The following is a 15653-nucleotide window of genomic DNA, read 5'->3' on the forward strand; positions in this document are numbered from 1 at the left end:
AGTTACATATATATCATGCGGTGGGTACCGCTGTAATCAGCAGGAACAGCCATTAGATTATCAAGCCAATCTGGTCCATAGCGGTTCAAGTAATACATGATGTTGTAGACTCTCTCCTGAAGCTTTCCTTGCGGCATTAGGGACAGCTCAATCCGTTCCCACTGGCGCAGCGCCGCTTCATTCTGCTTCTCAAGAGCATCCTGAGCTTTGGCCTGCAGGAAAGAGATCTGATCGAGGATCTTGTCCTTATTATTGCTTCCCAGCTTAAGTAGTCCGGCCTGTATGGTGCCGAGCTGTTCAATCAAAGGCTCATAAAGCGCATTGAATGCTGCTTTCGTTTCTTCAAAACGGTCTCCCAAACGAAGCTCGTCCTGCGCAGTCAGCCATTCCTGTCTCTTACTGTCCAGTCCCTGATGTACATCAGGGAATCCGATTCCGTATTTGTCCATATGCTTTTGCAGCGTGCCCTCCACCAGAGTGAAAGACATCCGCGGAATAATCAGCGGCATAGCTCCCCCCACCGTCTTGAAAGCCTGATGCGGGATCGCCCAGTAAGCAATCTCTCCCTGACCCAGCACTGTAGCCAAGGTAGGCAAGAGGTAGTCCTGCATCAACGGGCGGGTCAGCACATTGTTACTGAAACGCTCTGGGTGGGTATAAAGTATATCCAGAAGTGCTTCCTTTGAAAAAGATACAGTTCCTTTACGGTCCGTAAAGAAACCATCCTTCTTGTGCAGCAGCAAGCGTGTGCCTTCATGAATATAGAACAGATTCGCACTGCCTTCCGCCACATCGGCCTGAAGCTGATACCCGCTATCACGAATAACCGTAGCCGCATTTAGATAGGCCGTCTCCAGTTCTCCATTCTCACGGATCAGCGTTTCAAAAAACGGCTGCTCCAATTTGCGTAGACAGGGATCAGCAGAATCAAGCAGAATCAGACCAAATTTGCCAAACAGATTACCCATCAACTTGGCGAAAAGGTCTGTCATGTTATTGGAAGCAGAAGAGGCTTCACGGATGAATTCCATAATTCCTGGTTTGAACTCGCTGTCCTGCAGCAGTTCATCCAGTTGAGCTACGGCTTGCTGCCAGCTTTCGTCTTCAACCTTAATATCGCTGACCGATGAACGTACATCTCCGGTTTTCTCAATCTTGATCTTGCTGATTTCCCCGCTTCGATTCAACACATAGGTATGATTGACCTCATCCCAGTCATGATCTTCCCCGGCAATCCAAAATAATGGAACAACAGGTCTGCCTAATTGCTCCCCGGCTTCTCTTGCCGCTATTATGGTTGTCATTGCCTTATATATCACAAGCAGCGGACCCGTGAACAACCCACTTTGCTGGCCTCCGGAAATTACCAGTGTCCCCGGCTTCTCCAACAATGCAAGCGAAGACTTTACCGCCTCATGTGGATTGTGTGCTTCATTATAACTCCGCAGGCAAGCTGCCACCTGCGCCCGGTCAGCACGCAATGCCTCGTGGCTGTCCAGCCATTCCGCCCGCAACGCTCTGCTGCCTTCATTACGGAAGTCACCACCGTATAAATGTTCTACCGTCTCATAACGGTTCATATAGTCCCTGGCAAGCGCAGATCCGCCCGCAAGCGGCTCCGTTACAACCTTCATTGCTGTAGCCTCCTGTCTGCTATCTCTGCTATATATAAATTAAATTACAGAGTGATAAACCCTATCTGATTGTATCCAAAGGAGGGGGATTCGTCAAAGAATCACTTATCTTAAATTTTAATCACCATAAAAATGCACCCCTTAGGATTTCATTGGAAAACCCGAAGGTTTAATCCAATGTCTATTCTAAGGGGTGCACTTCAAAATACTCGTGATATCATCGAGTTGATTTTGAATTCATTTAATATTAAGCAAACGCTTTGGACACAAAATGCCCTTTGGATACTTCAACCAATTGCGAAGCTTCCTCTGAGTCCTTCTGGCCTTGCGTATAAATCGGCGATTTCAATTCATCATGGAAATGAATCCGCTTCTTGTTCGCCTCAACCTCTGGGTCCGGCTCAGGGATTGCAGATAACAATGACTTGGTGTATGGGTGTATCGGATTGGAATAAAGCTCTTCACTTTCTGCAAGCTCTACCATTTTCCCCAGATACATTACAGCAACTCTGTCACTGATGTGCTTAACCATAGAGAGATCATGGGCAATGAAGAGGTATGTCAGTCCAATGCGATCCTGAAGCTCTTTAAGAAGGTTGACAACCTGTGCCTGAATGGACACGTCCAGTGCAGAAATAGGCTCGTCGCAAACAATAAATTTCGGGTTAACGGCAAGCGCCCGAGCAATACCGATCCGTTGTCGTTGTCCACCGGAGAATTCATGAGCATACCGGGTGGCATGGTCATGATTCAGACCAACCATATCTAATAATTCTTCAATGCGTTTTTTGCGCTCGCTACTACTTCCAGCCATTCCATGGATGTCCAATGCTTCGCCAATAATATCCGAAACAGTAAACCGCGGATTCAGGGATGCATATGGATCCTGAAAGATCATCTGCATATCCCGACGGAAAGCCTTCATTTTTCTTGAGGATAATTTATAGATGTCAGTTCCGTTATATTTCACGCTTCCGGCAGTCGGCTCATACAAACGAAGAACCGTACGTCCTGCTGTGGTTTTACCACAACCAGACTCACCTACCATACCTAGCGTTTCTCCCTCACGGATATTAAAGCTGACGTTATCGACTGCCTTAAGTACCTTGCCTTTACCTACATTAAAATATTTTTTAAGACCTTCTACTTCAATTAAGTTCTTACTCATAAGAACCGCACCTCCTTGGCCATCAAATGCAGATTTCAGCAAAGCATCTAATGCATATACTGAATCCTGTGACACCGGAATCGAACCATTCACATGTATGCACCTTATCACTGTAACCTACAGTGAACAGATAGCCGATCGGTGATTAAAAGAATAAGGCACTGTGTCGCTAATTAAAACAGCAACTTTCCCTGTCATCTTGCATATAACACTACTCGTCTTTAATCAGCACTCAGGACACAAAATAACACGATAGTAACCAACAACTATCGCATACCCGAAAGAATTGTGAGAATGTTGATTACAACGGATACCTGCATCATTTATATCAACCAGGTTCAGCACTCCAATACCTTATGATGGACTCAAATGCTGATCATGCTTGATATTTGGCCAGAACGTTGACAACTGATTTCAATGTCGATGTTTTGACCCTTCTGAATTCTTTTTAAGTTAACGAGAAGATCAGAGGAAATCATGATTTAAACAGTTGCGCTGAAAAACACTAAACTAGTAAAATTGATTTCCCCAAATCCTTATTTTTTCAATTTAGGATCCAATGCATCCCGAAGACCATCGCCTAGAATGTTAAATGCAAGCATAGTCACACTAATCGCTGCGGCAGGGAAAATCATGCGCCAAGGATAAGTCATCCAGCCTGTTCTAGCGTCGTTAACCATAGAACCGAGTGATGAAACTGGTGCTTGAACACCTAAACCGAGGAAGCTTAAAAAGGCTTCTGCAAAGATCGCACTTGGAACAGAAAGCGTAATGGTTACGATAATCGGACCAACTGCATTCGGCAACAAATGACGGAATAATAGACGACCAGAGCTTGCACCCATTGAACGCGAAGCAAGGACAAATTCACGGTTTTTGAGTTGCATGATCTCGCCCCGAACAATCCAAGACATATTAATCCAGCCTGTAATTGTTAACGCTAATATAATTGTACCTAAACTAGGTTCTAAAACAACCAGCAATAGTATTGTAACAAGCAGGTACGGAATAGAATAAAGGATTTCTGAAAATTTATTCATAATCTCATCTACACGACCGCCAAAATAACCCATGATTCCACCGTATATAACACCGATAAACAAGTCAATCATTGCTGCTGCCAATCCAACGATAAGTGAAATACGTGCACCCATCCAAGTCCGTACCCACATATCCCGTCCTAAATCATCGGTTCCAAACCAATGCTCTGACGAAGGAGGCTGATTAGTATTCAGCAAATCATTTGAATAGTAATTGTATTTCGAAATAAGTGGACCAACAATCGCTGCGATTATTATGATGATCATCGCAATTAAAGCTGTCATGGCCATTTTATTTTGACGCAAACGATACATGGAGTCTTTCCAGGCAGAAATACTTTCACGTTCTATTGTTTCGGCAACCTTCTTATCTGTACTAACTTGTACAAAATCCTCCGGTTTAAGTTGTGTGCTCTGCGATGATAATGTTTGATTTACAGACAAAACTAACCCTCCTTCCTTCCAACAAGTTTAACTCGAGGATCGATAAACACATACAAAATATCTGTTGCAAAACGTGCAAGCATAAGTAATACTCCGTAGAAAATAGTAATCCCCATAATAAGTGTATAATCCCGAACACCTATAGCTTGTACGAATTGTTTTCCGATTCCGCCGATACCAAAAATTTGTTCAATAACAACTGAACCCGTTACAATGTTAGCCGTCATCGGTCCAACATAGGTAACTACAGGCATGATTCCGTTACGAATGACATGTTTGAACATGATTTGAGCCCAGCTTAAACCTTTAGCTTTTGCTGTCTTAATATATTCTGCATGCAAAACTTCAAGCATACTGGAACGTGTCAAGCGAGCAATAAACGCAATTGGCTGGAAACTTAATGCAGCTACAGGCAATACATAATCCAGTGGTCCTGTGAAACCCATAACTCTGAACATATGCAATTTATAAGAGAAGACATACTGGAGTAAAGCAGCGACTAAAAATCCCGGTACCGCAATACCTAAGACCGCTATCACCATTGCTAAATTATCAATTAGGCGCCTATGATACAAGGCAGCAAGCATACCCAAAAGTACACCGATTACAACTGAAACTACAATAGCAACTAGACCTAACTTTAATGAAGCAGAAAATGTTTTTCCAATCAAACCACTTACATCTTGGTTCAATTGCTTCATAGAAATCCCTAAATCTCCCTGCGCAATATTCCCCATGTACTTCAAATACTGTTTCCAGACTGGTTGGTCCAAACCATACTGCTGATAAAGTCTGGCTTGTACTTCAGGTGGAACTTTCTTTTCAGACATAAATGGATCGCCAGGTATTGCTTTCATTAGAAAAAATGTTGCAGTAATTAGAATCAAAATAGATACTAGCATGTAGAAAAATTTATTTAAAAAATAACGCACCATTCCTACTGCGCACCTCCTTTTTCGAGTTAAAACAATCCTTTTCAATTGTAGGAAAAACTAAGCCCCTTGTCCAATGCATGTTTATGGATAAAGAGGAAGAAATAAACACCATTGCACTTACACAAAAAAACGGGATATATATGATGTGTTACCACATATATCCCTAGACTTTATAACATGCACTCTTATTTTACTGCATAATATTTGTGCAAGCTTTTAGTGTTCCAACAAATATGCTTTAGAGTAATCCACAGTACCGTCATACTGAGAAACTAAGCCTTTGAGATATGGCTTTTGAAGCGAGACTTGAGTGTAGTAGTAAATCGGCATAACGCCCATTTCATCTTTAATCAAAATCTCTTCAGCTTTATGGAAGCTTTCCATACGTTTAGTATTGTCTACTTCTTTATAAGCATCATCAAGCAACTTGTTGTATTCTGCATTGTCGAACTTAATGTCGTTGTTACCATTACCAGTTTTCCACATATCCAAGAATGTCATTGGATCGTTGTAATCTGGGTTCCAACCAGCACGTGCTACTTGGTAATCGCCATTTTGACGGTTTTTGATGAATACGCCCCACTCTTGGTTTTCAGTTTTCACGTCAACACCAAGGTTCTTTTTCCACATATCAGCGATGGCAAGAGCAATCTTCTTGTGACCTTCGCTTGTGTTGTAGATCAATGTAACTGGTGGCAATGTAGTGTATCCTTTTTCTTTCATACCTTCTTCAAGCAATTTCTTAGCTTCTGTGTAGTCCTCTTTGAAGAAATCATCTTTGTAATCGTTACGATATTCGCTACCTTCGGATGCACCTTTAATACCTGGTGGAATGTAACCGAATGCTGGAACTTGAGAAGCCAAAGTTACCTTATCTACGATATCTTGACGGCTGATTGCCATGGAAAATGCCTTACGGATTTTCGCGTTGTCAAATGGCTCAGCTTTTGTGTTGAATTCATAGTAGTAAATGCTTGCAATAGCTTTCAGTGTGAAATCATCTGGCAATTCATTTTTCAATACAGGGATTTGGTCTGGTGGAATGTCACCGTTTGGTGCGCCTGCACGATCAATTTCGCCGTTTTTGTAACTTAGAACTTCTGTAGAAGCTTCGTTAACAATAGTAGCAGTGATTTTATTCAATTTAATGTCGTCTTTATCCCAATACTTATCGTTCTTGGTATACTCAACGGATTGACCTGTAATCCAGCTAGTAAGGGTAAACGGTCCGTTTGTAATCATTGTTTTAGGATCAGTTGCCCATTTCTCATTACCTTCTACCGATTTGTGAACCGGGAAGTAGGTGTAGAAGGACATCAAGTTCAAGAAGTATGCAGTCGGGTTATTCAAAGTTACTTCAAGAGTGTGCTCATCAACTGCCTTAACACCTACTTGAGAGAAATCTTTAATTTCACCTTTGTTGAACTGTTCTGCATTTTTTAAATAGTAAAGTTGTTGTGCATATGGTGGCGCTGGAACAGTTGCTGGGTCAAGAACCCGCTTCCATGCAAATACGAAATCATTTGCAGTTACCGGATCACCATTGCTCCATTGGCTGTCACGCAAGTGGAAGGTATAAACCAATCCGTCTGCGGAAATATCCCATTTCTCAGCTACGCCTGGGCCTTCTTTTCCGTCTTTGTCAATACGCACTAAACCTTCATACATTAACTTAAGAGCCACATTCGATTGGCTGTCCTGAGCTTGACCAGGATCAAATGTCGGTACATCTGCACTCATATTAAGTCTAAGCGTTTGGTCAGCAGCCAGTTTTTCGTCGCCGCTACCTGTGTTTGTGTTGCCTGCCGCGTTGGTTGGGCTGGCTGTGTTGCCGTTGTTTGCTTTGTTCCCGCCGCAACCAGCAAGCGCTGTGCCGATTACAAGAACTAGAGCAATCATAAGCAATAGACTTTTACTCTTCTTCATCTAGCAGTTCCCCCTAAATAGAATGTGGTATATGGTTTATGATTATACAACCAGTGGTCAAAAAAATCTAGACTAATGTTTTCTGAAAACACATTTTTTTTAAAACTTTAAAATTTTGTGACGTTGACGCTTCACCGAAGTAGCGGAACATTACATGGCTTGTGATATGTACTTTATAAGGCCTACGAACATGAACAAAACATAAAAAGTGCTCATTACGATAAAACTGAGCCGCCAAACTGCCCGTAAAATCCGTTTACCATCCACTTTTCCTTTCATACGATTTTGCGCTCCACCAATCAGTCCAGCGGATATTAATACAATAAGTAGTATAAGATAAAAGCCGAATTTGGTACTGAATATGTTATTAAAAAGCGCGGACACCGATAGCAATAAAAAAATCGTGCTAACATCCATGGCCAGAAAAAAGGTCTTCCTCCTGTCTTTTTTCATACCTGTTCCGATAAAATAAACAAGCAAAAAAGGGACAACCGGAATAACACTTAATGTAACGAACGAATTCTGCAAAAATTCCAAGGCAACCTCACCTCTCCTCCGCGATCATACCCTCTACCAGTCGGCACATAATGCGGTGCAGTGGAACCGCCAGGCCGGAACGCTCTCCCATTTCTACAAGACTGCCATTAATCCAGCGGATTTCTGTTGCCCTTCCGGCAAGAACGTCCGCAAGCATAGATGAGGTATTACCCGAAGTGGATCGGCATACCTGAGCAATGACCTCCCATGAATCGGTTTCATAAGGAATGTCGCATGCTTCATATACTGCAATGGCTTCATTATACAGATCTCTCATGACCCGTATGCGTTCCTCGGAGGCGAGCAGTTCCCCGTTCGGAATGCGCCAAAGAGCAGTAAGTGGATTAATAACAGCATTGATTAAGAGCTTTCGGTAAATCATGGTATTCATGTCATTCGACAAAAACGCGGAGAATCCTGCAACTGAAAGTGTTTCAAGTAAATGAATTACTTCAATATCGTTCTGAGGCTCCGTAAAAGGAGCTCTCATGGAGGCTTCTGGAGGAACCTTCCCTAACCATACTTCCCCTTTCCCGGCGTGAATAACCTCTGTTAATGTTTTCCTTTTAGCGCCTTCCGTGGTAACAGCAGCATAAATATTGCTCTCCGGGAGCAGTTTTTGCAGCAACTCTATATGTCCGATCCCGTTTTGAAAACAAACAATACTTGGACGCTCATTGCGAAGTGGCTGCAACATCTCAGGTAAATCATGATGCAGAACATTTTGTTTAACAGTAATTACAATGCAGCCACCAGGTTCTCGCAAATAGGTCTCGGTAAATCCGGTCACCAAGCCTGCATGGAAAAGATCACTTTTAATTCTAATTGGCGTTCCTTCATCCTCATAACTAATGTTGATCCCGCTGCGCACCAGCTCGTGGACCTGTTGACCGCCGCGACACCACAGTCTGACCTCGTTCCCAGCTGAAATAAGCCGTCCGGCCAGCAGCAGCCCCAATGATCCAGCGCCTATAATATCAATCCTCATACTTGCCCCCTGCCACATTTCCCCATAGTTTCCCTTTAGTATATCCCGCACCCCTCGGCAAAAGCAAAAGCAAAAATCCCGCAAGACAGGCCATTGCACCTGCACATTGCGGGATTCTCAGCGCTGAGAAACCTTACTCAATTCGCTCCAGATTACCATTAGCATCCATCTTGAAGCGGGTCTTAAGTTCCTCTTCTTCTTCATTCAGAAAGGCCAGCCTTCTGGCGCGGTCCATAATCTGAATCAATGCTTTATAATCGTCATTTACAACCCTGTAATCCGTTTGAGCAAGATTGACTTCCTTGGACAGGCGTTCATTCTCCGTCCGCAGCTCTGTCAATTCCTCTTCCTTTTCCCGAAGGTCCCGCTCAAGCATCTTTAGCTGCCGGCCGGCCTCTTGAAAAGTTCCCTTCCATTGTCTCAAGAAACGAATTACCGCATCAATGGACAATGTGTTCTCGGTCAGCCCTTCACTTCTAGCGTAATCCTCTTCTGTTTCTCCCAGGATCAATCCAGCTACCTGTGCGCCTCTTACGGCTGGTTGTTTCTTCAAATAACTGCGTTTCTGGCGTTGCCCTTTAGCAATGCTGATCGCATCTTCATAACTCTTGCGGACACAGCTGTTCCAGCGGAATCCGCAGGCAGCGGAAGTTCTGCCGATTTTTTCCCCCACTTCTTCAAAAGCAGCAAGCTGAGTGCTACCCTCCCGAATGTGGCGTAAAGTTACTTCTGCCAGGATTAGATCATCCTCTGTACTCCAAGCGTCCTGTCTAACGGCTGTCATAAAAGCCAAACCTCCTAACAACATCTTGAAATAACCATCTTCATAACCGGCAGCTCCGCCGGGTAGTGAATAGGGATAAAAGCTGCTTACTCCATTTCTATGCCTCTTAAAGAGTTCATAGAATCTATTTGATACTAAATTGTATTTCCATTTTACGTACACCTCATACGCATTATGCTTTATTAATTCTCTCGAACCCTCCTTAAGAAAAGGTGTCAATCATAAAAATCACATTTTTTCACAAATCCGCACTTTTTTTCGATGAATTCGTTTACACTCATTTCCGCAGCGGGTATAATTAAAATAAATGGAATGAAGATACATATTTGAAGGGGGACTCGCTCTTGGACCGCATGTTTCGGGTGTTGGGGTTTTTCACGCTGGCGATCGGCTTGATGGCTTTTGCCGGAAATTTGACCGAAATGGCCTTGCTCTTCTTTTTGCAAACCGCATTCTTCGTTATCCTGGGGTATCTTAAATTTACCGAGAAGACATACATTCTACTCTTCTGGGGATACATGATTGTGACCTTCACCGGCTTTAGCTACTGGACGATATTCCAGATGGGTCTCCCGTTATAAACGTAATTTACTCTAACGGAACGGACGATGCCCCCTGATAGCAAGGGGCTCTTCCGTTTTTTTGCATGCTTTTTTTTATAGGACATGGACTTAAAAACGGAGTATGCTATTTTAGCAGGGTGAATCATATCATTAGTAATATTGCTATTCCAATCCTGAACTATTTTATACAAGCAAAGGTGGTGGTGTGGTGCTCTCCCGTCCTTCTATACGCCGTATGATTGCAGCCATACTCATTTTATTCTGCTGCGCACTCCTGCCACTGGTTCCCTCCGCATATCTGTCTGCTGACCCTGTCGGCACTGTCGCGCCTCCACCAGCTTCTCTTACGGATAATGAAGATACGCGCAAACTGCTGGAGCAGACCTTGTCCTCTGCCGAAATTGAGAAAGAAATCGCCCGGATTAGCAGTGAACAGGAAGCTCTCGAGAACAAAGTGGCGGGGTTGGAAACTCAGGCGGCCGAACAAAAGTCGGCAATTGCTGCTCAGCAGGAACGTGCCGGTGCCATTATTCGTTCTTATTATATGGGAGATCGGGATGGACTATTGGAAGCTTTTCTGTCCGCCAAAAGCATTAGCAGAGTGCTTGTTCTGTGGGATTACTACGAAATTATCATCGGGCGGGACCGCGATATTTTATCGCAGTATGAGAAGCAATACAAAAGTTTAAAAGCGACGCTTCAGGCTGCCAAACGAAGTTCACAAGAGCTGGCAACGCTCAAAAGCACACTCGAGGAGCAAAAGATCAGGGTAACGGCTCTACATAAGGAGATTGAAGGAGGAATCCGAGGCAGCAGTGATCCGGAAAGCATGAATGCTCTACTGAAAGAGTTCTCATTGTATTGGGAGAATATCGGGCTTCACGAAGTAAAAACCTACTTTAAAGCATTAGCCTCCGCGATGAAGAATCTACCAGACTTTGTCCAGAACCGCGAAGGGCTGCTTACCCGCCAGGGAATGACTTATCAGCTAAGTCTTAAGGAAGAGGATCTTAATGATTTTTTACAGTCGCAGAACAAACTGTTCACCGATTTTGCTTTTCATTTCAATGAAGGCTCTGTGACCGCTTCGGGAAAAAGCGGCAAATTGTCACTGGCTCTAACCGGACACTATACGATCCAGAATGAACCGGTCAATGCGATGTTGTTCCATGTTGATAAAATTGTCTTTAACGGACTTGAACTGCCGGATACTACCAATCAAGCATTGGAAAAAGAATTCGATTTAGGCTTTTATCCGGCAAAAATCATCTCTTTCCTCCGGGCAACCGAGGTTGATAGCAAGGACGGCCTGCTTCAGGTCAAGCTTGCCGTCTCATTCTGATGTCTGCAGCTGCTTCTGAAGCTCTGTAGCATTCAGCTTGCCTTCAAGAAATAAGGCAACCGCCTCGGTCATTTTCTTCCAGCCGCCTTCCGGTTCATCATCGGGGGCGGCTTCTTCAGCCAGCAGCAACTGCGAATCGAACGGCAGTACTACACTCGATGGTGGCCCGGAACGGTAGATTTCATCTAGCGCGGGCAGGCCCCCCGTTGTATCTAGCCAATCCAGCTGCGAAGTCGTTCCGGTGATAAAGGCCAGCCATTTCACTGCTTCTTCGGGGTGTTCGGACTGCGCAGGCAAAGCAAACGACCGGCTGTAAATACTCTCAATTCCATTAGTACCTCGCGCACCAAGCAGTCCTTCAGCCTTCAAGGAAGCATTCCCGTATCGTTTCCATTCCGAGTACGGAACAGCGGCAATGGCAATACTACCATCCTGAATTTTGTCCCAGACCTTATGGTCTGGTTGGCTGCTCAAATAAAAATCTCCCAACGCTTGCTGCAACCAGTTTAGCGTCTCCGGCTTTACAGAGGTCATGCTGGTTTCCATAGACTCCAGTACAGCTGCAAATCCGTACGGAGTTCGGGTATCCAGGGCAAGCAGATATTTATCCGGCTGTTTGCGAAGGTTCTCCAGCATGAGATTCCACTCATTTACATTTCGCGGCAATGAAGGCATTCCAAGTTCAGTCAGCCGCTGCGGGGAATACACCAGTACATAAGGATCAATATCTAGCGGCACGCCCCAGTCATACCCATTCCACTGCATTTGCGGGATTAGCCGGGTAAGCGGCGCGCTGCCTGGAACACTTCTATATACATCAATAGGAAGCAGATAGCCGTGTTTGGCCAGATCAAGTATCTTGCGCCCGTCGGTCATAATAATATCGGGACTGTCGCCGATAGTTAAATCCTTCAGCAAGATTTCCTCAGCATCCGCCTTCTCAATATTCTTCAAGTCTATTTTAACGCCGCTGGACAACGAGTAGCTGCTGCTCAGCGCCTTCAGTTCAGTAAATTCCGCAGGGCTGAGGGCTACGGTAATCTGCAAGTTATCCACTGTCCCGACCTTGCTTGAATCCGGAAAAGCAGACGGGTTCTGCCTTCTATTGACCTCAAGCGGGCCATTGCTCGTATTTACCTGCATGCTCGGTGACAGACTTGTCAGCGACAGCAGCAGGATGGCAAACAGCAGCCAGTAGTTTTTGCGTCTCAGCACGATTGTTCTCCTCCCGGGGCATTTCCTCTCCCCTATTCTACCAGACCGATTCCCCCTTGTCTGTATCTGTGAAAACGTTCTCTTTCTATTATATAGATTTGAAAAGACAGGGAATGCAAGAACTCTCGGAGTGCCTGGACGCTCCGCGTGCGGATTATTCTTCCGATCGGCTGTTATCCTCGGATTTCCTGATTGAATAACCACCTATAGTGGTTGAAATCCGAGGATAAAGGCGAACGCTGCGCTTCTCCAGAATAATTCCGCTCTCTACGCTACGGCTTGCCACCTCAAAAACATGATTCACTGCCTTTTCAGGTGGCGGGGGCAGCAAAAAGCCGGGAGTGATTTAACTCCCGGCGGTAAAACATAGGTTCCAGAGCGGATTAGAGCGGATTAGAGAGGCTATAAGCAATTAAAGGTAGAATTATGCTGCTAGAGCATTTGGAGCGCTTAGAACCATTTTTAGGATGAATAGTGCGGTATAGTGACTTAGGACAACAATGACGATTAGGGCAAATGAGCTGTTACAGAAGATCCGCAGCCAGCTGAGCCAGGCGGGAACGCTCACCTTTTTCCAAGGTTATATGGCCGCTAATGCCCTGCTGCTTGAATTTTTCTACAATATAGCTGAGCCCATTGCTCGCTGCATCCAGATACGGGTGATCGATTTGCTCCGGGTCGCCCATGAGAATTACTTTACTTCCTTCACCGGCCCGGGAGACGATGGTCTTCACCTCATGACGGGAGAGGTTCTGCGCTTCATCAATAATAATGAATTGTGCAGGGATCGAGCGGCCGCGGATATAGGTCAACGCTTCGACCTGAATACTGCCAAGCCCCATCAGAATTTTATCAATATCCCCCGATTTCTTAGTATCGAACAGAAACTCGAGGTTATCATAAATGGGCTGCATCCACGGACGAAGCTTCTCATCCTTCTCGCCAGGCAAATATCCGATGTCTTTACCCATCGGTACGACCGGGCGGGCGATCAGCAGCTTTTTGTATTTATGCTCGTCTTCTACCTTGAACAATCCGGCGGCAAGCGCCAATAATGTTTTACCTGTTCCCGCCTTGCCAGTAATGGTTACCAGCGGTATATCGTCATTCAGCAGCAGTTCCAGTGCCATGCGCTGCTGGGCATTGCGAGCGCTGATGCCCCAGACAGCATCATTCCCGAGATATAGCGGTTCTAGACGGGAAGCATCACTATTCACCTTAAGCAATGCAGATTTCCCGCTGCCGATCTCATCCTTGAGAATTACAAATTCATTAGGATAGAGACGATAAGGCAGCTCTAGTTGCTTAATGGATAAATATCGGTTGCTGTAATATTCATCAATCAATGAAGGATGCACATGCAAAGCCTGATAGCCGGTGTACAGCTCATTTAGATCTCCGGTACGGTCCGACAAATAATCCTCAGGCGTTATGCCAAGCACATCCGCCTTAATCCGCACCAATACATCTTTACTCACCAGCACAACAGGACGCGGATCAGGCTTCTCGTTCTCTTCAATTAAATAATTGAGCGCAACCGCCAAAATCCTGTTGTCGTTGGATACCTCACCGAACATCTCCTGAACCTTCACGAAGCTCCGGTGATTCAGTTCTACCTTCAGCATGCCTCCATGTTCCAGTTCCACTCCGCTGTGCAGGTGGCCCAGTTCCCGGAGTCCGTCCAGCAGACGGGACACGGTGCGGGCGTTACGGCCAATTTCATCGGCATTGCGCTTCTTGGAGTCGATTTCTTCCAATACAACTGCAGGAATGATGACTTCATGCTCCTTGAAAGAAAAAATCGAATTGGGGTCGTGCAACAGCACGTTGGTATCAAGCACAAATATTTTTTTCATGTTATCCCCTCCACAGCGCCTGGTTTGATTGGTCATACATAACTCTTTCCGTCATGGGAAAAGATAATCCCAGAACTAATCTTTGACCGAAAGGAGTAAGCACATATGAGAAAATCAATGTGTCTGTTGCTGGTACTGCTGCTGCTGACAAGCTGCGGTATCGCTAATAAGAAGACATCACCCTCTCCTCAGGATAAACAGTCGGCTCAGGCTGTAGGCAACAAAGGGGGCCACGAAGTTCGAAAACTGAATAATACCACTGCCGTCCCGCTTTCATCCGCATCTCCGAACGAAGTGAATCATACGGCCAAAGCGGGAAGCGAGATTGCACTCAAGGATCACTTAGAGCAGCTGGCTAAAAGAGTACCCGGCGTAGATAATGCACACTGTGTAGTTATGGGTAAAACCGCCATTGTTGGTCTTGACGTCAAAGGCTCGCTTAGCAGATCGCGGGTCGGAAGCATCAAATATTCCGTGGCCGAAGCCATCCGCAAAGATCCGCGAAGCGTTAACGCCCTGGTTACTGCCGACATGGACCTTTCCAGCAGACTTGCCGAGCTGAGTAACCATATCTCTAAAGGCCGCCCTGTATCGGGATTCGCCTCAGAGCTGGCAGACATTGTCGGACGGATTATTCCGCAAATTCCCGAAGATACCAAGCCCAGAAAACAATAACGTCATAAGTTGACAAAAAAAGCCCAGTGACGACCTCACCGGGCTTTTTGCATTGCAGCAAATACTTGTCCGTCCAGCTTCTCGGCTGCACGCTGATCGTATACTTTTACATATCGTGGAGCGGAGTCCAGCTTCGCGCCATAAAAAAGCGCGTTGCGCACCGCTTCAATTTCAACATCAAAGCAGCAAATATTAAAGGGCACATCGTCAAGACGATCCTGCCTAACCGCAGCACGTCCGTTGATGGCATGAACCGTGCTCTCGCCGAACACAGTAATTGTTACCATAGGGTTAACCTTCATATTGTTCACCAGCCGTGAACGATGATCCACTGCGATCCGTAACACGGAAGGGCTCACTGCATAAATCCACGAAATGGCAGTGGACGTAGGACCTGAAGTTTCGGCATCGACAGTGTTAAGCAGAACAAACGTCTCAGATTGCAGCATCGAAAGCAGGGATTCATTAAGCTGAGCAACGGCTTCGGACATGAGTACAGGCCCCCTATGACGCAAAAGTGCATTCAATTAAGTATATTATAACATA

14 protein-coding genes are annotated in these 15653 nt (G+C 45.2%); 3 read left to right on the forward strand and 11 right to left on the reverse strand.

All coding sequences use genetic code 11. The annotated features are described in order from the left end of the window. Window positions 1-2 precede the first annotated feature (2 nt). The 8 genes from bshC to ACFRAM_RS10455 all read right to left on the reverse strand — a co-directional run bounded on the left by bshC (window position 3) and on the right by ACFRAM_RS10455 (window position 9456). Complete coding sequence (gene bshC, locus ACFRAM_RS10420; RefSeq protein WP_379465797.1) at window positions 3-1634, reverse strand: bacillithiol biosynthesis cysteine-adding enzyme BshC; 1632 nt, start codon at window positions 1632-1634, stop codon at window positions 3-5. A 247-nt stretch (window positions 1635-1881) separates the two neighbouring features. After that, on the reverse strand, window positions 1882-2802 hold the full coding sequence (locus ACFRAM_RS10425; protein ID WP_175372873.1) for an ABC transporter ATP-binding protein: 921 nt from the start codon (window positions 2800-2802) through the stop codon (window positions 1882-1884). Between the two features lie 536 nt (window positions 2803-3338). Beyond that, complete coding sequence (locus ACFRAM_RS10430) at window positions 3339-4286, reverse strand: ABC transporter permease (RefSeq protein ID WP_379465798.1); 948 nt, start codon at window positions 4284-4286, stop codon at window positions 3339-3341. 2 nt (window positions 4287-4288) lie between these two features. Further along, window positions 4289-5221, reverse strand: a complete 933-nt coding sequence (locus tag ACFRAM_RS10435; RefSeq protein ID WP_066364163.1) for an ABC transporter permease — start codon at window positions 5219-5221, stop codon at window positions 4289-4291. A 216-nt stretch (window positions 5222-5437) separates the two neighbouring features. Beyond that, on the reverse strand, window positions 5438-7147 hold the full coding sequence (locus tag ACFRAM_RS10440) for a peptide ABC transporter substrate-binding protein (protein ID WP_379465799.1): 1710 nt from the start codon (window positions 7145-7147) through the stop codon (window positions 5438-5440). Window positions 7148-7297: 150 nt separating this feature from the next. Further along, window positions 7298-7684: a DUF3397 domain-containing protein gene (locus ACFRAM_RS10445; RefSeq protein WP_175372870.1), complete on the reverse strand. Its 387-nt coding sequence runs from the start codon at window positions 7682-7684 to the stop codon at window positions 7298-7300. A 7-nt stretch (window positions 7685-7691) separates the two neighbouring features. After that, window positions 7692-8672, reverse strand: coding sequence for a ketopantoate reductase family protein (locus ACFRAM_RS10450; protein WP_379465800.1), 981 nt, complete (start codon window positions 8670-8672; stop codon window positions 7692-7694). Window positions 8673-8805: 133 nt separating this feature from the next. Further along, window positions 8806-9456: an RsfA family transcriptional regulator gene (locus ACFRAM_RS10455; RefSeq protein ID WP_379465801.1), complete on the reverse strand. Its 651-nt coding sequence runs from the start codon at window positions 9454-9456 to the stop codon at window positions 8806-8808. 344 nt (window positions 9457-9800) lie between these two features. Here ACFRAM_RS10455 and ACFRAM_RS10460 point away from each other — a divergent pair, with 344 nt between their 5' ends. Both ACFRAM_RS10460 and ACFRAM_RS10465 read left to right on the forward strand, forming a co-directional pair. After that, window positions 9801-10037, forward strand: coding sequence for a DUF2626 domain-containing protein (locus ACFRAM_RS10460; protein WP_066364179.1), 237 nt, complete (start codon window positions 9801-9803; stop codon window positions 10035-10037). Between the two features lie 190 nt (window positions 10038-10227). Next, a complete protein-coding gene (locus tag ACFRAM_RS10465) occupies window positions 10228-11361 on the forward strand; it encodes a coiled-coil domain-containing protein (protein ID WP_379465802.1) in 1134 nt (377 codons plus the stop codon). Here ACFRAM_RS10465 and ACFRAM_RS10470 read toward each other — a convergent pair. Both ACFRAM_RS10470 and ACFRAM_RS10475 read right to left on the reverse strand, forming a co-directional pair. Further along, window positions 11353-12576 (reverse strand): extracellular solute-binding protein, encoded by a 1224-nt coding sequence (locus tag ACFRAM_RS10470; protein ID WP_379465803.1) that lies wholly within the window; start codon window positions 12574-12576, stop codon window positions 11353-11355. The two genes, ACFRAM_RS10465 and ACFRAM_RS10470, sit on opposite strands and share 9 nt — an antisense overlap. Window positions 12577-13100: 524 nt before the next feature. Continuing rightward, the gene (locus ACFRAM_RS10475) at window positions 13101-14432 is read right to left on the reverse strand and encodes a PhoH family protein (protein ID WP_379465804.1); all 1332 of its coding nucleotides are present in this window, start codon (window positions 14430-14432) and stop codon (window positions 13101-13103) included. Between the two features lie 105 nt (window positions 14433-14537). Between ACFRAM_RS10475 and ACFRAM_RS10480 the strand changes: the two genes are divergently transcribed. Next, window positions 14538-15107 carry a YhcN/YlaJ family sporulation lipoprotein gene (locus tag ACFRAM_RS10480; protein WP_379465805.1) on the forward strand — a complete coding sequence of 190 codons (570 nt, stop codon included), beginning with the start codon at window positions 14538-14540 and terminating at the stop codon, window positions 15105-15107. Between the two features lie 35 nt (window positions 15108-15142). Here ACFRAM_RS10480 and ACFRAM_RS10485 read toward each other — a convergent pair whose 3' ends face one another. Continuing rightward, on the reverse strand, window positions 15143-15598 hold the full coding sequence (locus ACFRAM_RS10485; RefSeq protein ID WP_066364192.1) for a PNPOx family protein: 456 nt from the start codon (window positions 15596-15598) through the stop codon (window positions 15143-15145). Window positions 15599-15653: the final 55 nt, after the last annotated feature.

It is taken from the genome of Paenibacillus sp. NPDC056722, from assembly GCF_042790635.1.
Classification (GTDB): Bacteria; Bacillota; Bacilli; order Paenibacillales; family Paenibacillaceae; genus Paenibacillus_AQ; species Paenibacillus_AQ agri.